The sequence below is a fragment of the Rhabdobacter roseus genome (assembly GCF_014202275.1).
Lineage (GTDB): Bacteria > Bacteroidota > Bacteroidia > Cytophagales > Spirosomataceae > Rhabdobacter > Rhabdobacter roseus.
Genome location: NZ_JACHGF010000002.1, coordinates 607013 through 628321, shown reverse-complemented (window position 1 = coordinate 628321; position 21309 = coordinate 607013). Strand labels below are relative to the sequence as shown.

Annotated in this window: 19 protein-coding genes; 9 read left to right on the top strand and 10 right to left on the bottom strand. The window is 55.9% G+C overall.

Going from position 1 to position 21309, the window contains the following annotated elements; translation table 11 throughout:
- Nucleotides 1-29: 29 nt before the first annotated feature.
- Nucleotides 30-1004: an ABC transporter ATP-binding protein gene (locus HNQ92_RS07700; RefSeq protein ID WP_184172824.1), complete on the top strand. Its 975-nt coding sequence runs from the start codon at nt 30-32 to the stop codon at nt 1002-1004.
- 9 nt (nt 1005-1013) lie between these two features.
- Here HNQ92_RS07700 and HNQ92_RS07695 read toward each other — a convergent pair whose 3' ends face one another.
- The 4 genes from HNQ92_RS07695 to HNQ92_RS07680 all read right to left on the bottom strand — a co-directional run bounded on the left by HNQ92_RS07695 (nt 1014) and on the right by HNQ92_RS07680 (nt 6807).
- Nucleotides 1014-1652, bottom strand: coding sequence for a SanA/YdcF family protein (locus HNQ92_RS07695; RefSeq protein WP_246439787.1), 639 nt, complete (start codon nt 1650-1652; stop codon nt 1014-1016).
- Between the two features lie 94 nt (nt 1653-1746).
- Nucleotides 1747-4401, bottom strand: coding sequence for a DNA gyrase/topoisomerase IV subunit A (locus HNQ92_RS07690; RefSeq protein ID WP_184172822.1), 2655 nt, complete (start codon nt 4399-4401; stop codon nt 1747-1749).
- Nucleotides 4402-4527: 126 nt separating this feature from the next.
- Nucleotides 4528-5166 (bottom strand): NUDIX hydrolase, encoded by a 639-nt coding sequence (locus HNQ92_RS07685; RefSeq protein WP_184172820.1) that lies wholly within the window; start codon nt 5164-5166, stop codon nt 4528-4530.
- 63 nt (nt 5167-5229) lie between these two features.
- The gene (locus HNQ92_RS07680) at nt 5230-6807 is read right to left on the bottom strand and encodes an NAD(P)/FAD-dependent oxidoreductase (protein ID WP_184172818.1); all 1578 of its coding nucleotides are present in this window, start codon (nt 6805-6807) and stop codon (nt 5230-5232) included.
- A gap of 191 nt (nt 6808-6998) precedes the next feature.
- Here HNQ92_RS07680 and HNQ92_RS07675 point away from each other — a divergent pair, with 191 nt between their 5' ends.
- Nucleotides 6999-7487 (top strand): hypothetical protein, encoded by a 489-nt coding sequence (locus HNQ92_RS07675; RefSeq protein ID WP_184172816.1) that lies wholly within the window; start codon nt 6999-7001, stop codon nt 7485-7487.
- A gap of 42 nt (nt 7488-7529) precedes the next feature.
- On the opposite strand, the gene HNQ92_RS07670 is transcribed toward HNQ92_RS07675, so the two are convergent.
- On the bottom strand, nt 7530-7874 hold the full coding sequence (locus tag HNQ92_RS07670; RefSeq protein ID WP_184172814.1) for a DoxX family protein: 345 nt from the start codon (nt 7872-7874) through the stop codon (nt 7530-7532).
- A 326-nt stretch (nt 7875-8200) separates the two neighbouring features.
- Between HNQ92_RS07670 and HNQ92_RS07665 the strand changes: the two genes are divergently transcribed.
- From HNQ92_RS07665 to HNQ92_RS07655, 3 genes are read left to right on the top strand one after another with little or no spacing between them, the layout of a single operon-like run.
- Complete coding sequence (locus HNQ92_RS07665) at nt 8201-8446, top strand: hypothetical protein (RefSeq protein WP_184172812.1); 246 nt, start codon at nt 8201-8203, stop codon at nt 8444-8446.
- Nucleotides 8447-8480: 34 nt separating this feature from the next.
- Nucleotides 8481-8849, top strand: coding sequence for a hypothetical protein (locus HNQ92_RS07660; RefSeq protein ID WP_184172810.1), 369 nt, complete (start codon nt 8481-8483; stop codon nt 8847-8849).
- A 37-nt stretch (nt 8850-8886) separates the two neighbouring features.
- Nucleotides 8887-9765, top strand: coding sequence for a universal stress protein (locus HNQ92_RS07655; RefSeq protein ID WP_184172808.1), 879 nt, complete (start codon nt 8887-8889; stop codon nt 9763-9765).
- 206 nt (nt 9766-9971) lie between these two features.
- Here the strand turns inward: HNQ92_RS07655 and ppsA are convergent, their stop codons facing one another.
- Nucleotides 9972-12368 (bottom strand): phosphoenolpyruvate synthase, encoded by a 2397-nt coding sequence (gene ppsA, locus HNQ92_RS07650; RefSeq protein WP_184172806.1) that lies wholly within the window; start codon nt 12366-12368, stop codon nt 9972-9974.
- A 224-nt stretch (nt 12369-12592) separates the two neighbouring features.
- Here ppsA and HNQ92_RS07645 point away from each other — a divergent pair, with 224 nt between their 5' ends.
- On the top strand, nt 12593-13756 hold the full coding sequence (locus HNQ92_RS07645) for an acyl-CoA dehydrogenase family protein (RefSeq protein ID WP_184172805.1): 1164 nt from the start codon (nt 12593-12595) through the stop codon (nt 13754-13756).
- A 29-nt stretch (nt 13757-13785) separates the two neighbouring features.
- Here HNQ92_RS07645 and HNQ92_RS07640 read toward each other — a convergent pair whose 3' ends face one another.
- The 4 genes from HNQ92_RS07640 to HNQ92_RS07625 all read right to left on the bottom strand — a co-directional run bounded on the left by HNQ92_RS07640 (nt 13786) and on the right by HNQ92_RS07625 (nt 18070).
- On the bottom strand, nt 13786-14724 hold the full coding sequence (locus tag HNQ92_RS07640) for a sterol desaturase family protein (RefSeq protein WP_184172803.1): 939 nt from the start codon (nt 14722-14724) through the stop codon (nt 13786-13788).
- Between the two features lie 138 nt (nt 14725-14862).
- On the bottom strand, nt 14863-16350 hold the full coding sequence (locus tag HNQ92_RS07635; protein WP_184172801.1) for a helix-turn-helix domain-containing protein: 1488 nt from the start codon (nt 16348-16350) through the stop codon (nt 14863-14865).
- A 134-nt stretch (nt 16351-16484) separates the two neighbouring features.
- Complete coding sequence (locus tag HNQ92_RS07630; RefSeq protein WP_184172799.1) at nt 16485-17015, bottom strand: collagen-like protein; 531 nt, start codon at nt 17013-17015, stop codon at nt 16485-16487.
- Nucleotides 17016-17170: 155 nt separating this feature from the next.
- Nucleotides 17171-18070, bottom strand: a complete 900-nt coding sequence (locus HNQ92_RS07625; RefSeq protein WP_184172797.1) for an alpha/beta hydrolase — start codon at nt 18068-18070, stop codon at nt 17171-17173.
- Nucleotides 18071-18254: 184 nt separating this feature from the next.
- On the opposite strand from HNQ92_RS07625, the gene HNQ92_RS07620 reads away from it, so the two are divergent.
- The 3 genes from HNQ92_RS07620 to HNQ92_RS07610 are packed head-to-tail and all read left to right on the top strand — an operon-like array spanning nt 18255 to nt 21286.
- Nucleotides 18255-19580, top strand: a complete 1326-nt coding sequence (locus HNQ92_RS07620; RefSeq protein ID WP_184172795.1) for a purple acid phosphatase family protein — start codon at nt 18255-18257, stop codon at nt 19578-19580.
- A 6-nt stretch (nt 19581-19586) separates the two neighbouring features.
- Nucleotides 19587-20543 (top strand): glycosylase, encoded by a 957-nt coding sequence (locus HNQ92_RS07615; protein ID WP_184172793.1) that lies wholly within the window; start codon nt 19587-19589, stop codon nt 20541-20543.
- Between the two features lie 29 nt (nt 20544-20572).
- Nucleotides 20573-21286: an MBL fold metallo-hydrolase gene (locus HNQ92_RS07610; protein ID WP_184172791.1), complete on the top strand. Its 714-nt coding sequence runs from the start codon at nt 20573-20575 to the stop codon at nt 21284-21286.
- Nucleotides 21287-21309 lie beyond the last annotated feature (23 nt).

Below are 21309 nucleotides of genomic sequence, written 5' to 3'. Positions count from 1 at the left end.
GGCAGCGCGCGTGGCTTTACCTTTGGGGCATGGCAGTACTACGCGCACGAGCGATCACCAAGCGCTTCGACGACAAAACGGTGTTGTCCGGCATTTCGCTGGACCTGAAAAAAAACGAATGGCTGGGGATTTTGGGCGAAAGCGGCTCGGGTAAAAGTACCCTGCTCCGAATCATGGCGCGGCTCCTCGACGCCGACGAGGGCGAGGTGTACCTGGGGCGGGACCGCCTGCCGGACGTCAGTACCCAACTCATTGCGGGCCACGCGGGCATCAAACACATTCACCAGGAGTTTGAACTTTTTCCCAACCAGACCGTCCGGGAGAACATCGCCTACGCGCTGCGTTTTTACGAGCCTGACTTCCGCGACGAGCGCGTGGAGGACCTGCTTGAACTCACCCAGCTTGGTCCCGTTCGGGATCAAAAAGCCAAACTGCTTTCCGGCGGAGAGAAGCAACGGACGGCCATTGCGCGCTCCCTGGCCGAGCTCCCCGAGGTACTGCTGCTGGATGAACCCTTTGCGCACCTCGATAGCCGCAATCGGCAGGCTATTCTGGAGGCGATCCAGAGTATTCGTCGCCGCCACCACTTGTCTTGTGTTTTTGTGACGCACGAGGCCGCTGACGCCCTGGCCTGGTGCGACCGCGTGGCGGTGCTCCGGGCCGGGCAGCTGGTACAGGTAGGTACCCCGGAGGAAATCTACGACCACCCCGCCAATGCCTACGTAGCCGAGCTAACGGGCGTAGTCAACTGGCTGCCCGCCGAAAGGCCAGAATCGGGGAAGTACTTTGTGCGGCCCGAGTGGGTGAAGGTAACCAAAAACAGCGCGCGTGCAACGTGGCGGGGTACCTTGGCGGCGGTGCGGTTTCGGGGTAGTTTTTGGGAGTACCTGTGCTACAATGGCAGGCAGGAAGCGATGACTTTTTATGCGGCTAAATCCAAGCTCAACGTAGGGGAGGAGCTCCTGCTGACGTACCCCCGCAGCGCCGTTCGGTACGTGGAGTAGCCGCTGCCGTTAAGGCTTCTTTTTTCTTTTTATTTCCCGATTGGTTTCCAGATCGGCCTCCGGGCGCATGAAGTGGACGTCCAGCACCGCCTTGGGCCGGGCCAGGTACTCCCGAATGAGCGTACGGAACGAGTACCCCTTCGGGACGTCCTGCGCCGCAAAGGCGATGGCGTTGATGCCTTCGTGGTGCGCAATGTAGAGCGCCCGGGCGTTGTGAAAATTCTGGGAAATGATGGTGAAGCTCTCCTGGTTAAAAACCTGCTTGCAACGGATCACGGAGTCGAAGGTACGGAAACCGGCGTAGTCCAGGGTCATGACTTCTTCGGGAATACCCAGGTCGAGCAGGGCCTTTTGCATGTCCAGCGGCTCGTTATAATACTCCGAATCGTTGTTGCCGCTCAGAATAATGTACTTGATTTTACCTTCTTTAAAAAGCAGAGCGGTGGCTTCCATGCGGTACTTAAAGTACAGGTTTACCTTGCCGCCTTCGCTGCCACGGCTGGTGCCAAGTACCAGAGCCACGTCGTTAGAAGGGAGTTTATCAACGGAAAAATAGCTGCGAGAGCGGGTACTGTACACGATCCAATAGTTGCACAGCAGCACAAAAACGACGCTGGAAAAGGAAAGAATAAAAAGGAGTTTTATCATTAGTTTCACACGCAAAAAGGAAATGGGGGAAGCCCGATCCAACCAGATGGCCTCCCCATGACGGTTTCTTGATGTAAACAACGACAAACGCATCTCATTCAAACAATCCTAACTGGCTTTTTTTTGTTTCAGCGCCTTCTACGTCCAGGCTCATGGCCCGGGGAGACGAAGCCGGGGCGTCGTCTTCGAGCGGCTCAGCTTCGTGTTCAGGTTCTTCTGGCGGGGCTACTACTTCCGGGGCTTTTTCTTCCGGCAAAGGCTCCAGCCACTGCACTTCCTTAATCTTTTCTCCGGCCAACTTGTTGCCCATGGCCCGCCAGCCCCGTACCTCCACGATTTCCTCCACCAGGTACTGCTCGCTGGCCACCGGATCTTTGGCACTTTTTTGTACTTTCACTTCCAGGCGGGGGTGTCGGTCGGTACTGGCCAGGAGTAGTTTGCTGCCTTTGGCGTCGCTGATAAATACGAATTTCTTGTCAACGGTAGACGTCTCAATGGTGAAGCGCTTGATGTAATGGAGCTTCTGACCACCGTCATAATACACCGCCGTAATGACCCGCTCGGGAACAAATTTCCGCAGCAGCACTATTTCGTTGGGCTCGTAATGATTGGTGAGGTCGAAATTTGTCAGCTCGTAGCTACCATCCTTGTAAATCACCAGAATGAGATCCTTGGCCTCGAAGTTGCCCAGGTAGGTACCCCGCTCGTCGCGGTTGAGGCGACCGATGGTCGGGTTGTACCACATGTCCACGCCTCCCAGGGTAGATACACCGGCTTGTTTGAGGGTAATTTTCCGGACGGGGTACTTGGTCAGGATATTTCCCATCGCGCTGCGGTTCTTGATCAGCAGATCGGCGAAGTTGAAGTCAAACTGTTTCACCTTCGCACTGCTTTGGGCCGTCAGGTTTACTGTTATTACCTCGGCCTCGCCGTTGTCGTTGGCCGTAAAGTAGGTAATTTTGGAGCGCGGGGTACCTTGCGTAAGGTCATACTCACGGTCGCGCGTGACGGCCGTCACCTGAAAGCGCTTCACGTACGAAACGCCCGACTTGCCGTCAAGGTACACCAGGTTGTACACCTGGCGCTCGTCATTTTTAAGGAATACCGCGCAGTGAATGATGTCTTTTCCCACAAAGATCTTCTCCTGCACCTTCGTAACCAGGCACTTGCCGTCCCGCCGGAAGACGATGATGTCGTCGATGTCGGAGCAGTCCATCACGTACTCGTCCTTTTTGAGCCCGTAGCCGATGAACCCATCGGCCCGGTTTACGTAGAGTTTCTGGTTGTTGGCTGCCACCACGTTGGCCGAGATCTGGTTGAAGGCCCGGATGACGGTGCGGCGCTCGCGCCCTTTGCCATACTTTTTGAGCAGATCTTTAAAGTAGTCGATCGCAAAGCGGGTAATATGGGCCAGGTTTTCCTCGGTTTCGGCCAGCTCGGCTTCCCACTTCCGCATTAATTCTTCGGCTTTGAAGCCATCGTACTTCGAAATACGTTTGATCCGGATTTCGGTCAGGGTGAGGATATCTTCCTCCGTAATTTCCCGGTAAAACTGCGGCTTGAAGGGTTCCAGGCCTTTGTCAATCGTCTTGATGACGGCCTCGAAGGTTTCACATTCTTCAATGTCGCGGTAGATCCGGTTTTCGATGAATATTTTTTCCAGCGAGCCGTGCAGGATTTTTTCCAGGAGCGCCAGCCGCTTGATTTCCAGCTCGCGCTGGAGCAGCTGCACGGTTTGCTGCGTATTGTACCGCAGGATCTCCGTCACGCCCACGAAGTGGGGTTTATCCTCAATGATGATACAGGCATTGGGCGAAATGGAGGCCTCGCATTCGGTGAAAGCGTAGAGGGCATCCATCGTAATATCCGGTGAAACGCCCGGCGCCAGGTGGATCTGGATCTCGACCTCGGCGGCGGTGTTGTCTACTACGCGTTTGATCTTGATTTTACCGCTGTCGTTGGCCTTAATGATGGAGTCGATCAGCGAGGTGGTGGTGGTGCCGTAGGGGATATCCCGGATCACCAGCATCTTTTTGTCCTCCTCCTCGATGCGCGCCCGGATCCGTACCTTGCCGCCGCGGTGCCCGTCGTTGTAGTTGGACACGTCGATGTACCCGCCCGTCTGGAAATCGGGGTAGATGGTGACGGGTTTGCCTTTCAGGATGTCGATGGACGCTTCCATCAGCTCGCAGAAATTGTGGGGCAAAATTTTGGTCGAAAGCCCCACGGCAATCCCTTCCACACCCAGCGCCAACAGCAGCGGAAACTTCACCGGCAGCGTAACGGGCTCCCGCTTACGTCCGTCGTAGGACAGCTGCCAGGTAGTGGTGTCGGGGTTAAAAACGACTTCCCGCGAAAACCGGGACAGCCGGACTTCGATGTAGCGGGGAGCGGCGGCGCTGTCGCCGGTGCGGATGTCGCCCCAGTTGCCCTGGGTGTCCATCAGCAGTTCCTTTTGCCCCAGGTTCACGATGGCATCGTTGATGGAGGCGTCGCCGTGGGGGTGATACTGCATCGTGGACCCGATCACGTTGGCCACTTTGTTGAAACGACCGTCGTCCATTTCGTTGAGGGCGTGCATGATGCGCCGCTGCACGGGCTTGAGCCCATCCTCAATGGCCGGAACGGCCCGCTCTAAAATAACGTAAGAAGCGTAATCCAGAAACCAACTTTCGTAAAGCCCCGAGACGGGTACTTTATCGTGCAATTCACTATCTTCTATATTTGGCGTAGTGCCGTTTTCATCCATACTAACTATACAAAGACTGAGGGTTAAGCATTCAGTAAAAATACTAAAATTTCAAGAAAAGTTACGTCCCAGGCCGGGCAAATTTGCTTTTTATTGGCCTATTTTTAGAAAATTCCTACCCCCGGATCAGGATTCGATGACGTCGATAAGCTCACTGATCATCATGGCGGTAGCCCCCCACACTTTATAGCTCTGAACCAGGTAGTGCGGGGCCTGGATGGGCACCCCTCTCACCTGAATTTCACTTTCGCCGATGATGGATTTGTCGCTCATTTCCCGAAACTTTACTTCCAGTACCTGCTCTACCTCGCGCGGATCGGGATAAAAATCGGGTCGGTAAGGCATGGTGGCGACCACGGGCAACACGTAAAAATTGCTGGGTGGAATAAAGAGCTCGGTCAACTGCCCCAGTACCTTCACGTCCGTGAGCCGGATGCCAATTTCTTCCTGCGCTTCCCGCAGGGCTGTCCGGATCAGGCTCTCGTCTGTGCGCTCGTAGCGGCCACCCGGAAAAGCCATTTGCCCGGAATGTACGCCGTCGTAGGCCGGGCGCAGGATCAGTGGCAGGTATACTTCTCCCTGGTAGGGATAAAAAAGAATGAGTACGGCGCTTTTGCGGGTACGTTCGTTGGGCTTCATGGCTAGCCGCAACCTCGATTGCGAGATCATGCGGGCGTGTGCGGCATTGCCCGGCAAAGGATTTTTTAGTTTAAGCGCCAGGTTTTTGGTAAATTCATCAAAGGTATAGTCAGATGGGCTGGACATTTTAAATAGGTTGAAAAAAGCAAACTGGCTGAATCACCAATTTTACTAGTTTTTTGCCGACAATCAAAATGCTTTTTGGACACAGTGCTTCACAAGCTGCTCGGCGCAGCGCTCCCCGTCCATAGCTGCCGACATAATCCCTCCGGCGTAGCCCGCACCTTCGCCGCAGGGAAAGAGCCGCTTCAGCACTGGGTGCTCGCAGCTTTCGCGGTCGCGCGGGATGCGCACCGGCGACGATGTGCGGCTTTCGATCCCGATCAGCTGGGCGTCGTTGGAAAGGTACCCGTTGATTTTTCGGCCAAAGTCGCGCAGCCCGTCGCGGAGCGGGTAGGCCAGGTGGCCGGGAAGTACCTCGTACATATCCGCCGACAGCAGGCCGGGCTGGTAAGACGTTTCGGGGAGCTGGGGGGAGATTTTTTTATGCACAAAATCGGCCACGCGCTGAGCGGGTGCCGTTTGTCCGCCTCCGGCCAGTTGGCAAGCGCGCTGCTCCACCTCTTTCTGGAGCTGCAACCCCGCCAGTACCCCAAACGCCCGGTACGGCTTCAGGTCTTCGTCGGTGATGGCCACCACCAGACCCGAGTTAGCAAAGCGCGAGTCGCGGCGCGAAGGCGACATGCCGTTGACCACCAGCTCGCCGGGGGCCGTGGCCGCCGGTACAATGAAGCCCCCCGGACACATACAAAACGAAAACACGCCCCGCTGGGTACCTTGGTGGTGGGTCTGGGTAACGAGGCTGTACGAAGCCGCGGGTAGGTAGGGGCCGCGGTCGGTGCGGCAGTGGTACTGGGCCCGGTCGATGACGGCCTGCGGGTGTTCGATCCTTACGCCCATGGCGAAGGCTTTGGGCTCGATAAGTACCCCTTTTTGTTGGAGTAGCTCAAAAATATCGCGGGCCGAATGGCCAGTAGCCAGAATAACGCCCTCGCCGGTGAATTCCCGGCCGTCGGCCGTTACGACGCCCTTTATTTCATTATCCTGAATAATAAAATCCGACACGCGGGTTTCGAAGTGAATTTCCCCGCCCGCGTCCAGGATACTCTGCCGCATGGCGGCCACGATCTGGGGTAGTTTGTTGGTGCCGATGTGCGGGTGGGCGTCGACCAGGATCTGCTCGCTGGCTCCGTGGGCCACAAAGATTTCCAAAATCCGTCGAATATCCCCCCGCTTGCTGGAGCGCGTATAGAGCTTGCCGTCGGAGTAGGTACCCGCGCCGCCTTCGCCGAAGCAGTAGTTGGAGTCGGGATGTACGACGTGATCTTTATTAATGGCCGCCAGGTCGCGCCTGCGGCTGCGCACGTCCTTGCCCCGCTCGATCAGGATGGGCTTCACGCCCAGCTCAATGAGCCGCACCGCCGCAAACATACCTGCCGGGCCGCAGCCCACAATGATGGCCTGCGGGCGGTGCGAGACGTCGGGGTACTGACGCTGGTACTGGATCACGGGTGGGGGTACTTCGCCGACAAATACCTCGGCCTGGACGTTTACTTTGATCTGGCGGCTGCGGGCGTCGATGGACTGGCGCAATTTCCGGACCGTGGCTTCCGGGGGCAGGCGGAGGTCCGCCAAGATGTGTTGCCGAAAAGCGGGTTCGTCCAGCGCTATTTCGGGCGGCAGCGTGAGCTGAAGCGTTTGTTTCATGGGAAAGGGAGTTAGCCTTTAAGGCCACAAAGGTACCAAAAAGAGACGAAAGTACCTTGGCACAGGGACCATTTGCCAGGCTGCCGTTGCGCCAAGTACCTGCCTGCCACCGGCCCTTGGTACGCGTTTTTTCCACTTGGCAAAAAGGTACTTGGCCAAAGTACCCCTTAAACCCATTTAACCCACACTCCATGCTCTCTTACTCCCTGGCCGTTCACCTCACTCCCTCCGACTGGCTGGTGATCGTCACCGCTGGCCTGGCCGGTACTTTTCTGATGACGCTGTTTATGTACCTACTGGGGTTTCTGACACCCTACGTACTGAAAGTGGTGAAGGTACTAGGTACCATGTTGACCTTTCAAACTACCCCCGACGGAGGGCTCTCGGACCGTCCGCTGGCGATTGGCGTGGGCACGGTGGCGCACTACGCCGTGGGGGTACTTTTCGTGCTGGCGTACCGGGTACTTTGGGCGTGGGGCGTGGGAGACTCGGGCTACGGCACTGCTTTTTGGTTTGGGCTGGCGAGCGGGGTACTGGCCATCGGTGTGTGGTACGGCCTCTTTCGGCTGCATCCCCGGCCTCCTCAGCTCGCGTTACGGCCCTACCTGCTTACCATTTTTCTGGGGCATTTTGTCTTCGTCTACGGGGCTTTTTGGATCCATAATGTCATGAACGCCTAAGTCCCCTTTGCCCTAAGCCCGGCGCCCTCGGTGACCAGGTACCTACGGCCGGGTGTAGTAGTAGGCCCAGCCGATCAGCACGAGCTGGAGCGGTAGGCGGCCCCAGCGTATCCAGGGCGAAATGGATTGAAAAGGCGCGCCGTAAGCCATGTAAAGGTTGGCCGGGAAGACCGCAATCAGGAGCACAATAATACCCCAAGCGGCCCAGCTACGGGTAGCAGGTACCAGCAGCGCCGCGCCCAAAAGTACCTCCGCCACCCCGCTTAGGCTCACCAGCAGCGCGTGAGCAGGCAGGTAGGGCGGCATGATTTTGAGGTAAAACCGGGGATTGACGAAGTGATTGATTCCCGCGCCGATGTACAGCAAGCCCATGATGACAGCTCCCATGTAGTGGTGTTTTTTAGACAAAGTACCTTGATACACCCGCAAAGTACCCTCAAATTAGACAAAACGGTTTTTTTATTTTTCGAAACCACCCCAGTAAGTACCCTTATTGAAGGCGTCAGGACGACAACTGGGCTGAAGCGGCCGGTTGGGTGTTGGCGGCGGTTGACCGTTTTTCAATTATGGGCGTTTTTGATTTTATTCTCCACTAGTAGTATTGGTACAAACTGACAAGAATCAGGTACTTAGGAAATTTGCCTCATGAAAAAGCGGGAATAAGGAGCCTTTCTTTGTGGTACATTCAGTGCCACTCCTAAACCGAAGTACCCATGACCTTTGAACCAACACGTAAGCAATTGGCCTTTGTCCTGCCCGATTCGTTCAGGAAAGCCGAGCTGATTTTTCAAAAACAATCGGGGCCCGGAGAGCAGCTGCGCCTCACCGTAAAGCCCGATCAAAAACCCCGGCAGGTCGTGTCGACCCAGCCGCTGAGCCGGGGCCTTTGGAGCGTCATCTTAAATTGGTGGGACGGCAAGTGTCACTATTGGGCCGAGAAAGAAATTCGGGTCGATTGATGGTCAGTGCACCAACTTCTTTATTTCGCTGCCTATGAAACCCTTCGAACTTACCTCAGCACACAGCACCCAACAAGCGAGCCAACGGTGGGAACGGCATTTCCCCTTCCTTAAGTTACAGTTTTTTACGCCGTTGGCAGGGCTCGTTGACGATACCCAAAGCCAGGTACCCCTGGGCGCGTGGCAAGACCCAACCGACCGTTCGGCTCGTTTGACGGTGGACCCGGCCATGTCGGTCCGTGATTTTGAACGGCTCTTTCAGGAGACCTTCGGACTGCGGGTAGAGGTACTTCGGAAAATGGGCTACACCTGGGACGATACCGAATACACCCGCCACTGGACGCTGCATGAGCAAAACAGCAAGGGCAAGGAGCTCGCCATGGCTTTCCAAGCCGGGAAATAGTACCTGTTACTTTACTTACCAAACAGCCTACTTTGCTATGAAAAAGATACTGTTGCTGACCGACTTTTCGGAAGCCTCTAAAAGAGCCATTCGTTTTGCCCAGGTGTTGTTTTACGACACGGCGGCCGAATTTGACCTGTTACATGCCTATCCGCTGCTGCCGGATGTCATGTACGAAACGGCCCCGCTCCAGGAGGAAAGCGTGCTGGCCGCGCAAGAAAACCTGCAAAAGGTACTTAGTGAGCTCACCGACCAGCCTACGCCGGCCTACCACACGTACCGTACCCTCACGGCTCCGGGTGATCCGGTGGAGGCCGTTACGCGGGCCCTGACCCACCGGGCCTACGACTACGTGGTGGTGGGGGCCACGGGCGCCGGTTTTTTGCCAGTGCTGGGTAGTGTAGCCACCGGGCTTATTCGCCACGCCAAAGCGCACGTGCTGGTAGTGCCTTCAAGTGCCACGGGCCGTCCGGTGCGGGATGTTACGCTGGCGCTGGATTACGGCAGCTTTACGCAGCTGGAAAAACTACAGCCGCTTCAGGAGCTCATTGACCGAAAAAAGGCCCGGCTCACGGCTCTGACCATCGTGGATAACCATACGCCCGTGCTCCTGGGGCAAGACTTTGAGTGGTACAGCCAACAACTCCGGCGGGCCCTGGCCACGGTGGAGGTAGAGCCTCATTTTATCTTGGACGAAAAGGTGGAGCACGGCATTGAAAGCTACCTGTCTACCCACGCCGTGGATTTGCTAGTGACGGTTCCGAGACGGAAGTCCCTGCTGGATGCCCTCTGGAACCGAAGCCTGACGCGCCAGCTCGCCTACAAGCCCCGCGTGCCGTTGCTGGCACTCTACGCGCCCGACCCCCAGGTCCACGAAGCGTTGATCAACCAGGGAAATGAGTACCTGATTCAGTAGGTACTTGGAAGTACCCAGGCGATTTATCAAAATAAATTGTCGCTCCTCTTTATCCTGGCCCCCGGGGTAGAGGGGAGCTTTTTTGTAGGGATACTTGGGGTGATTTTTGAAATTATAGTTCTAAAAGAGTACCTAAAAGATCCTAAAAAAAAGGGATAGCCCATTAAGACTACCCCTTTGAGGCATTACTGACTTTTTTTGAAGCACTACACGCCGTGCAGCGTGACCGCGGCTTCGGCCTCAGCGATGGTCGTTAGCCCACGCAGGAAGGCGTCGGGCGTGAGGGAAATGCTGTGAATGCCCTCTTCTGCGAGAAAACGCGCAAAGGCCGGGTTGTCGCTGGGCCCCTGGCCGCAGATACCCACGGGGCGGTTGGCCAGGCGCGCCTTTCGGAGGAGCAGGGCAATCAACTCCCGGACGGTTGGGTCATTTTCGTCAAAGAGGCCCTGCACCGTGGAGGAATCACGGTCGACGCCCAGTGCCAGTTGAGTGAGGTCATTTGATCCAATGGAGAAACCATCGAAAAGGTCGGCGAAAGCCTCGGCCTGAATGATGTTGCTGGGGATTTCGGCCATGACGTACACTTCTAGCCCGTTTTGGTGTTGTGTAAGCCCAAAATCTTTCATCACCTCAAGTACCTTATGTCCTTCATCTATTGTGCGGCAAAAGGGAATCATCAGTTTTACATTGGTGAAGCCCATCTGGTCGCGGACGCGCCGCATGGCTTCGCATTCCAAACGAAAGCCTTCACGGTACCTGGGATCATAGTAGCGGCTGGCACCGCGCCAGCCCAGCATGGGGTTTTCTTCGGCGGGTTCGAAAGGTCGTCCCCCCAGTAAGTTTGCGTACTCGTTGGTTTTGAAATCGCTCATCCTGACAATGACCGGACGAGGGTAAAAACTGGCTGCCACCAAGGCTACCGCCTGGGCTAGCTGATCCACAAAAAACTCCTTTTTATCGGGGTACTGCTGCGTTAGGTGACTGATCTCTTCCTTCACGGCTTCATCCGTAAGCTGGTCGTACTGCACCAGAGCCATCGGATGTATGCCAATGGCGTTGGTAATAATAAATTCCAGCCGCATGAGTCCAACCCCAGTGCTGGGCAGTTGCGACATCCTGAGCGCCTGCGATGGATCGCCCAGAATAAGATGGCATTCGGTCAGCGGTTTGGGAAGGTCAGTCAGGCTAATTTCCTCCTTCGTAAAGGGCAGGAGCCCCTCGTACACCATTCCGGACTGCGCATCGATACAAGAAACGGTAATGGTAGCCCCGTTGGGGATTTGGCTGGTACCGTTGTTGGTACCTACTACGGCCAGCGCACCTACCTCCCGGGCTACAATGGCCGCGTGGCTGGTGCGGCCACCTCGGTTGGTGATGATAGCGGCTACTTTTTTAAGGATCGGGTCCCAGTCGGGCGTGGTGATGTCTGTTACCAGTATATCCGTCAGCCCAATGTCGTCTGGAACATCTTTGGGCGAAGCCACGACCCGGGCCGTCCCCGTGACGATGCGCTGACCAATGCCCTTGCCCTGGGCCAGTACCTTGCCCGTGGCTTGCAGGTGGTACTCAGTAATATGTAGCGCCTCTTGCCCCAGGGTGGTTACGGGCCTTGCCTGAACAATGTAAAGTTGCCCGTCGAGGCTGTCCTTAGCCCATTCAATATCCATGGGTTTGCCGTAATGCTGCTCAATGCGCAGCGACCACCGGGCCAGAAGGTTTACTTCTGCATTCGAAAGTACCCAGGCATTTCTTTTTTCGGGCGTGGTGCTGATGTTCACCGTGAGTTTGCCGTCTTCCGGAACGTCAGCATACACCATAGTAATCGATTTTTCGCCCCGTTTTTGGTTAATTACCGCATTGGAGCGTTTGTCCAGAGAAGGTTTAAAAACGTAAAATTCATCGGGATTGACGTTACCCAATACAACGTTTTCGCCCAATCCCCAGCTGCCCGTCACCAGCATCAGATTTTGGTGACTGGTGTCGGGATCGACCGTAAAGCAAACCCCGGACGAGGCACCGTCGGAGCGTACCATTTTTTGAACCCCTACCGAAAGGGCCACTTTCAAGTGCTCAAACCCGTTGTCGTGCCGGTACTTGATGGCCCGGTCGGTGTAGAGCGAAGCGTAGCAGCCCTGGCAGGCTTCTAGTAGCTGCTCGGTGGTCTGCACATTGAGAAAGGATTCGTGCTGTCCCGCAAAACTAGCCGTGACCAGGTCTTCGGCGGTGGCGCTACTGCGTACGGCTACCTGGATGGCTGCCGGATAGCGCTGCTTAAGATCTTCAAACGCCCGGCCGATCGCTTCGGAAATAGAGGGCGGAAAAGTACCTTGGTGAATCAACTGACGGATCTGCTCTCCGATCAAAGCCAGGTTCGAGAAGGTTTGGGTATCCAGTTGGTCGAGCAAAGCCAAAATCGGTTCGTGAAGTTCATTCTCATAAATAAAGTGCTTGTAGGCTTCCGTAGTGAGGGCAAAACCGTCCGGAATGCGAACGCCAAAGGGTCGTAGCCCGTTAAACATTTCACCTAGGGAGGCATTTTTGCCGCCTACTTGGGCGATCATTGCGTTATTGATCTGACTGAATGGGAGTATCCAGGTGCTCATGTCGGTTGTTGTTTAGGATGAGAGGGCAAGCTACCCACTATCCAATGATTGATTCATGATATTGCCAAGGTAAGTGCCTGATTACGATCATATTCAGTGTAAAGATTAATCATCAATAATCTCGCGTAGGGGTACTTTTTTTAGAATACCGAACAAAAGCCGCTTGAAGTACCTTTACTCTTGTAAAGTACTTCTGAAGTACCTCATTAACCTCAAGTACCTCCATGATCGATACTGATTTTTATAAACTGGACGAGCTCCTGACCCCCGAGCAGCGGCTGATCCGGCAGTCCATCCGAACCTTTACCGACCGGGAAATTAAACCCATCATCAACGACTACGCCCAGCGGGCGGCCTTTCCGCGGGAGCTCGTCAGGAAGCTGGGCGAGCTGGGCGCGTTCGGCATTACCCTCCCGGCCGAGTACGGCGGGGGCGGCCTGGACTACACCAGCTACGGGCTATTGTGCCAGGAAATGGAGCGGGGCGACTCCGGAATCCGGTCGGTGGTGTCGGTGCAGAGCTCGCTTGTGATGGGGCCCATCTACCACTTTGGCTCCGAAGCCCAGCGCCGAAAGTACCTGCCGGGCCTCGCCACCGGCGAGTTGCTGGGCTGCTTTGGCCTCACCGAGCCCGACCACGGCTCCAACCCCGGTGGCATGAAAACCCACTTTACGGACGAAGGTGCCCACTACTTACTCAACGGCGCCAAGCTCTGGATCACCAACGCGCCCCTGGCCGATGTGGCCGTGGTATGGGCCCGCAACGAGCAGGGGCGGGTGCAGGGCTTGCTGGTGGAGCGCGGCATGGAGGGTTTTTCGACGCCCGAAATTCATAATAAATGGTCGTTACGTGCCAGCGCAACGGGCGAGCTGGTGTTCGAGAACGTGAAAGTACCTAAGGAAAACCTGCTGGAAAACGCGCTGGGGCTGGCGGCTCCCTTGCATTGCCTGGACCAGGCCCGCTACGGCATTGCGTGGGGAGCCGTAGGAGCCGCGCTGGACTGCTACGAAACCGCCGTGCAATACGCCGCCGACCGCGTGCAGTTCGATAAGCCCATCGGGGCGTTTCAGCTTACCCAAAAAAAACTAGCCGAGATGCTCACGGCCCTTACCCAGGCGCAGCTGCTGAGTTGGCGACTGGGTACTTTGAAGGACCAAGGCAAGGCCACGACGGCGCAGATCTCCATGGCGAAACGAAACAACGTGGACATGGCCCTGCGCGTAGCGCGCGAGGCCCGGCAAATCCTGGGCGGCATGGGCATTACGGGCGAGTACCCCATCATGCGCCACCTCATGAACCTGGAGTCGGTGGTGACCTACGAGGGTACCCACGACATTCACCTACTAATTCTGGGGGCTGAAATCACGGGCATTCCGGCGTTCAAGTAAGGGTAGTGGCAAGTACCCTGGACGCACCTTTACGAAAGTACCTTCTCGGACTCAATCAGCCGGGTACTTTCGGGAGCCGGGATTATGGCTTGCTCGGCCTGGAGTTCTTTGCTCGTTTTGCGGGAGCCGTCAGGCGACCAGCCGGGCGGATACAGGAGGTACTTCAGCCGGGTACTCCACTGCCCCGAGCTCCGGAAATCCTGGGCAATGGCTTTCCATTCGTGAAAAATGGTATGCGTAATGTCTTCTGAGGCCAGCGAGGTAGTTAGTCCGTATTTGGGCGGGATGGTAGGTAGCTCTTCTTGAAAAGTGCCGAAAAGTTTGTCCCAGATAATGAGGCACATACCCATGTTTTTGTCCAGGTACTCTACGTTGGAGGCGTGGTGTACGCGGTGGTGCGCGGGCGTCACGAGGATGTGCTCCAGCCAGCCGAGTTTGCCTACGTGCTTGGTATGAACCAGAATGCCGTAGATCTGCGTGGCCGAGTACATGATGACGATGTCGGCGGGATGAAAACCTACCAGCGCCAACGGAATGAAGTACACAAAACGATATAGCGGCTGAAAAACCGATGACCGAAAACCGGTACTGAGGTTAAAATGTTCGGAAGAATGGTGGGTGACATGGACCGCCCAGAACAGCCGGCAATGGTGGTCGACGTAGTGCAAAAGGTAAAAAGCGAAGTCCTCGGCCAGAAACAGCAGTCCCCAATATACGTAAGGATTGGCGCTGGGCTCCACGAGCCGGTGCGTGAAAAACCACAGCAGTATGCCCACGTAGCCCGCCCGAAAGAGCAGGTCGATCCCCCCGTTCAGAATCATGAGGGCCGCATTATTCAACGTATCGCGCCACTGGTAGGCCGGGCGATGCTTCCAATGGGTCAGAATGATTTCTAAACCAATCAGGACAATATAAAAAGGAGTGGACAAACGAATAATTAACTCCTCGGTCGCGAAGGTGCCTGTCATAACTTTACAGCAGAGTTGGCGGAGGGTATTGCCAAAAATGTTTGCAAATATACGGCAGATGAAGGATTACGTGGCCGTTAGAGCCTATTTTTAAGCTATTTTTAATGGCTAATATTGGAAATTGGTGACATCTTCCGCTCAGTTCATCTTTTGGAGCGCCCGGCGCAGCTTCTCCGTTTTCTGGCGTTTTTGGAGCACGGTGGGGGCGGCAATGCGCTCTTTGCAGTCAAAAAGGGCGCAACGTTCGCAGGTTTCGTTGACCTCCCGAAAGGGAATGGCCGGATCACCCAGGAAGCGCAGGGTCGTGCGGGCGGGCTCGTCCAGGTAAATGCCCATGGACACGCTCACGTTCAGCGACGGGTTGGGCGTCATGGGCTTGGCAAAGCTCACCACAAAGTACTCGTCCGAGGTACCTACGTAGCACGAGAGCTGCCCCCGGCATAGAGTGTGGGCGTATTTTTTTTCCTTGACCAATTCTGCCAAATCCTGAAGAATGGTAAGCGCCACCCAGCGGCGGCAGTAGTGCTCGTCTTTTACGGTATGCGGGTTATGCTTGCGTGTGATGTGCATCTCCTTGGTCATGTGGAAGATATTCTGGCCGGGGTAGTTGTTGAAGCGCAGAAAAAAGAGCTGCCGAATGCCGAAGTAGTGCGGCAGGACGTTGCTCAGCCGGTAGCAGAAGGTCTCGGGCGTAGTATTGAACTCGTCGATCATGGCCACGAGCTTGTCGGGTTGCCAGGTTTCGAGCGCAAAGAAATCCGTTAATTTCCGCGAAAGCAGCGAGCGTTTGATGATGATGGCGCTGCCAAAGTAGGAGGCTTTGAAATTATTGAGCAACTGCTCAAAGGACTCGGCCTCCACCTGCGAAGTGGTAAGCAGGCGGTTTTTGAGTTTGAGGTACTGGTACCCAATCTCGCGGCCGTACACAAAAGCACGTTGCACCGACGACAGCTCCCCGTTAACCAGCAGCCGGTTGGCCGGTTGGCGCGGCAGGTATAGCGAGCGTACCCCCAAGAGTTCGGGGTAGTTTTTGCCGTCTATTTCTTCAATGATGTAGCCGTACTCTTTCCGCAGTACGTCGGCCAGGTACTTTTCATTCAGGATCATTTCTTCTCCAATACCGCTTTCCAGCAAAAAACGCTCGGCTTCCTCCTCGATTTCTTCAAAGTGGTTGTCGTGCATTTCCTGGTAGGTACGCAGGGCCGAGAAGTAAAACTGCTCCACTGACATGTTGTAGTTGCGGGCAATTTCGATGAGCGTCCCGATGAAAGCGCTGATCTTGGTGGGGGCGTCGGAGAGGAGCTCCAGCAGGCTGGCCGGGTCGATGCCAAAGAGCTCCAGCGGCAGTTCGGTGAGGATGTTGGAGCTCAGTAGCTCCGAAATGGGCTCGAGGCGCTTGCTCAGTTTCAAGGACACCAGCGTGTCGTAGTCCACGTCCATGGCCGAGGCCAGCGCAATGATCTTGTCGGCTTTGGGGTACTTTTTCCCTTTTTCAATTTCGTTGATGTAGGAAATCGACAGCCCCGACTTCTGCGACAGCTCGCTGAGCGACATTTTTTTGTCCAGGCGGAGTTGTTTCAGTTTGAGTCCAAAGACCAGACGTACATTTTCGGTGTTGAGCGCCACGCAAGAGATAGGTTAAGTAAACGGTAAAATTAGCGCTTTTTTGAAAGGCGTACCAGCAATACGCTAGAAAGGAGCCAAACCGTACCCGCAGGTACCCGTTTAGCTCCTTTCCCTGGGTTTTGAAATAAAGATTTTTACTCCGGTAGGTTGAAGGCTTTCTGTACCTGCTTGTAGTCTTTGAAATCCACGTCGGCACTCAGGCGCGAGTTGAGTGCCAGTACCAGCACGACCCGAACGTCTTCAAACTGCCGCTGAGGATTGGTATCAGCGGTTGCGGTCTGGATGAGTTGTACATCAAACTTGCCCCCGCTGACGCGGTAGGCAAAGGTGTAGCGGCCAAAGCCTCCGTTGGCAAAGAAAATTTCACCGGGTACCTGAAACCAGAAACCCTGCGTTTTTGCGTACACCAACACGACCCCTTTCTCTACAAAGGAAGCTGCTTCGGCGGGTATATCGAGGGAAAAGCCCAAATCCCCATCCTCATCGGTTTGTCTTGCTCCCGTTGTGAACTGAATGGCACCGGCGACACCTTCTTCACCTTCGGGGCCCTGTGTTCCTTGCGGGCCTTGTGGTCCTTCGGGACCTACTTCGCCCTGCGGGCCTTCGCATCCGTACATTAGCGGCATGGCAGCAACAAGTGCCACGGTCAGTAATCTTCGTAACATATAGCTATTGGGTTTTGGGTTGAATTTTTTGAAAAGTCAAGATAGTATCTTCTACCTTTATTAAAAGCGATGTACACGATTATTTATACTGAAACGCCATTTTGCCCCATTTTCTAAGGGGTACTTTTGCAATTAAAGTACCGTTTGAAGGTACCTTACGGAATCAGTCCGCTGGTGGCGAGCCATCTACGGCAGCGGCCAAACCACTCCTCGAAAGCGGGTGTTTTGCCGTAGCCGTGCTCGCCCTTAGCGTAAATGTGCATCTCGGCGGGTACCTGGTGGCGCAGCAGCGCCTGGTAAAATACCAGGCTGTTGGCTACGGGTACTTTGGAGTCGTCGGAGGCGTGGGTCAGAAATGCCGGGGGCGTTTGGGCGTCTACCTGGAGTTCGTTGGAATACAAATCAATGGCCTCGCGGCTGGCCGAAGTACCCAGCAGGTTGGAGCGGGAGCCGCCGTGGCTGAGGCTTTCCTGAAAGCTAATGACGGGGTACACCAGGATCAGGAAATCGGGACGCAGGCTGGTCTTTTCCGGATTATCAATCAGGGGTACTTTGAAGTGGGTACCCGCCGTAGCGGCCAGGTGGCCACCCGCCGAAAAGCCCATGATCCCGATCTTCTGCGGGTCTACGTTCCACTCGGCGGCGCGCTGCCGTACCGTCCGGATGGCCTGCTGGGCGTCTTGCAGCGGGCCAATGGCCGTGTTGGCCATGGTACCTGGGCTGGGCAAGCGGTACTTGAGCACAAAAGCCGCCACGCCCATTTCCGCGAACGCTCGGGCAATGGCGTAGCCCTCCCGCTCGATAACCAGCACCCCATAACCGCCGCCGGGACAAACGATCACTGCCGCGCCGTTGGCTTTTTCTTTCGGGGGCAAGAAGGCCGTGAGCGTCGGGATGGAGACTTTCGAAACCACTCCTTTGCCGTTGTCGACTTCTTCGTTCGGTACCGATAGGCTGTTGGGAACGGGGCCGTTGTAGAGCGGGAATTCGCGCTGCGCCTGGGTATTTAGGGCCAGGAGCAGAAGCAAACTGCCGAGAAAAAATCGTGGGTGCATAGCTAGAAAAATGACGAAGTACCTTGCGGGTACCGGGCTTTAAAAGTACCTTGGTTTGTATTCTAGAAGTACCTTGGGTAGTCTATTTACTTAAAATGTCCGTATTACCAGTATAAAAAAGTACCCGCTAGTACCGCTGACGCGGCTAAAGGTACCTCTTCCCAGTACCCGAATTCATTCGTCTATGTTGCCTTTTTCTTCCTTTTCTTTTCGCGTAAAGCTCCGGCACGGCCTGTGGGCGGGCTTGCTGCTGAGTAGCCTGAGCCTGCGCGCGCAGGTCGCCGGAAACCCGTACCTACCTACCCAGATGCCAGACCGACTGGTACTCAACGTCACGCAAGACCCTTCCACCTCCGTGGCGGTAAACTGGCGTACCAGTGAGGTAGTTACGGAGAGCTTCGCCGAGATAGCCCTGGCCGAGGCTGACCCGCGTTTTGTGGAAAAGGCCCAGCGCCTGCAGGCCCGCACCGAAAAGCTGACGTGGCAGGATACCCCTACGGCCCACTACCATTCCGTCGTTTTTGAAAAACTACAACCCAATACCAAGTACGCCTACCGCGTGGGGCAGGGCGAGCACTGGAGCGAGTGGATACACTTCACGACGGCGGGAAAACCGGGCGAAAAATTTTCTTTTATTTACTACGGCGACGTCCAGACCAACATCCGCTCATTGTGGTCGCGGGTGGCGCGGGAGGCTTTTACCAAAGCGCCCGAAGCCCGGCTGATGATGTACGCCGGAGACCTGATCAACCGCGCCAACCGCGACGTAGAGTGGGGCGACTGGTTTCAGGGCGGCGGCTTCATTCACAGCATGATCCCGGCCTTTCCCACGCCCGGCAACCACGACCATTTCGAGGATGCTAACGGCCTCAACACTACCTCGGTGTTCTGGCGGCCGCAATTTACGCTGCCCGAGAATGGTCCCAAGGGGCTGGAAGAAACCTGCTACTACGCCGATATTCAGGGCATGCGCTTCATTTCGCTTAATTCGGACCAGGTAGAAGTGTCGGACGCACACCTGAAAAGCCAGCGCGACTGGCTGGAGGGTATTTTGAAAAATAATCCCAATACCTGGACCTGCATTACCTTTCATCACCCCATTGTTTCGCCCAAAACGACCCGCGACAACAAGCGTATGCGTGAAACCTTCAAGCCGCTTTTTGATAAATACAAGGTAGATCTGGTGCTTCAGGGGCACGACCACACCTACGCCCGCGGTATGTTCAACATCCCGATGCAGGAAAAAGGCGCGCGCTCGGGTACCATGTACGTGGTGTCGGTGAGTGGACCAAAAATGACCAATTCCAACGTCGATAAGGCTCCCTGGATGGATCGGGCGGCTATTTATACCCAGCTTTTTCACGTCGTGGAAGTAGACGGCGACACACTTTCCTTTTATACCTATACGGCCACCGGTGAGCTTTACGACGCCTTCGAACTGATCAAACAAAAAGGCGCGAACAACAAGCTCGTCAACCGCATACCCGAAGACGTAGCCGAACGCAATTAATACACCATGAACACGCTAAAATACTACGCCCTGAGCGCGCTGGGGGTACTTTTGCTGGGTTGTGCCAAGTCGCCAAGTACCTCGCCCCGCTTCGTTTCCGTCGAGGAAAGTACCTCTCTGAAATTTCCGCCCGAACTGGTCCAGTTTACGCCCTACGAGGGCAATCCGGTGTTTGCCGGTACGGGCACCGACACCTGGGACCAGCGCATCCGGGAGCGGGGCTTTATCCTTAAAGAAGAAGACGGCTACCACCTCTGGTACACTGGCTACACCAAAACCGGAACGGACCAAACCAAGTACCTGGGCTACGCTACCTCGGCCGACGGCCTGGCCTGGACGCGCCATCCCGCCAACCCCATTCACACCGGCCAGTGGGTCGAGGATGTATTCGTGTTGAAAGAGCAGGGTACCTACTATATGTTTGCCGAAAGCCAAGACGACATAGCGCACCTCTTCACCTCCACCGACCGCCTCCACTGGACCGACCGCGGCGCACTCGACATACGACTTAAGAACGGCAAGCCGCTGGAAGCCGGGCCCTACGGTACGCCCACCGTCTGGAAGCAGGGCAAAACCTGGTACCTCTACTACGAGCGCAACGACGCGGCCATCTGGCTGGCTACCTCCAAAGACCTGAAGGTGTGGACCAACGTGCAGGACGAGCCCGTGCTGGCCGCGGGTCCCGAGGCCGTGGATAAGCACGGCGTGGCCATGAACCAGATCGTGCAGTACCAGGGCCTTTACTACGCCTACTACCACGCCACCGCCTACGCCGACTGGCGGGAGTGGTCCACCAACGTGGCCGTATCCAAGGACCTGATTCACTGGGAAAAGTACCCCCGTAACCCCATAATGGGTAACAATACGTCGAGCGGAATACTGGTGCCCGATGGTACCCGGTACCGGCTCTACACCATGCACCCGGAGGTGAACGTATACTGGCCTGCGGGCAAGACTAACTAAATTTTCTTTTTTTATAAAAAGACCCTCGTATGCAGGTACTTAAAAACCTTTACCAGGTTGGGGGAGATCTCAACGGCATCACGTTTGATCAGCCGGGGGCGCTCTGGAACGACGGCAATTCCTACATCCTGAAAACGCCCGAAGGCCTGCTGCTCTTCGATTGTGGCTGCGGCGATACCCTGGAGCAGATCTTCGCCAACATGCGCTACTGGGACCTGCCACCAGAAGAGATCCGGTACTGCCTCCTGACCCACCCGCACTACGACCACGCCGGGGGCGCGCACCTGCTCAAGCAGCGCGGCGTAAAGCTCGTGGCCATCCGGCAAACTGCCGAGGCCGTAGCGGCGGGCGACGAGCGCTGCTGTGGGTACCTCTACCACAAAGAATTCACGCCCGTGACCGTGGACCAGCTCGTGACCGACGGACAAACCCTCTCGCTGCTGGGCGTGGATATTGAGGTAATGCACCTGCCGGGCCACAGCATGGGCTGCACGGCCTTTTTCTTCACGCTGGACCAGCGGCGCATTGTCATCAGCGGCGACGTGATCGGTACCTTGCTCAGCGGCGATTTTGGCTGGAGCGGCTCCATTGATTTTGATAAAAAAATCTACACCGAATCACTCCGCAAATTTGCCAGGGTCGACACCGACCTGATGCTGCCTGGCCACGGCATGATCTACTTCCATAAGCCCCGCTGGCGCGTCGAAGAGGCCCTGAACGCCGCCCTGATGCAGTGGCGCTGAAGGTACTTTCGGGAAGGTACCTC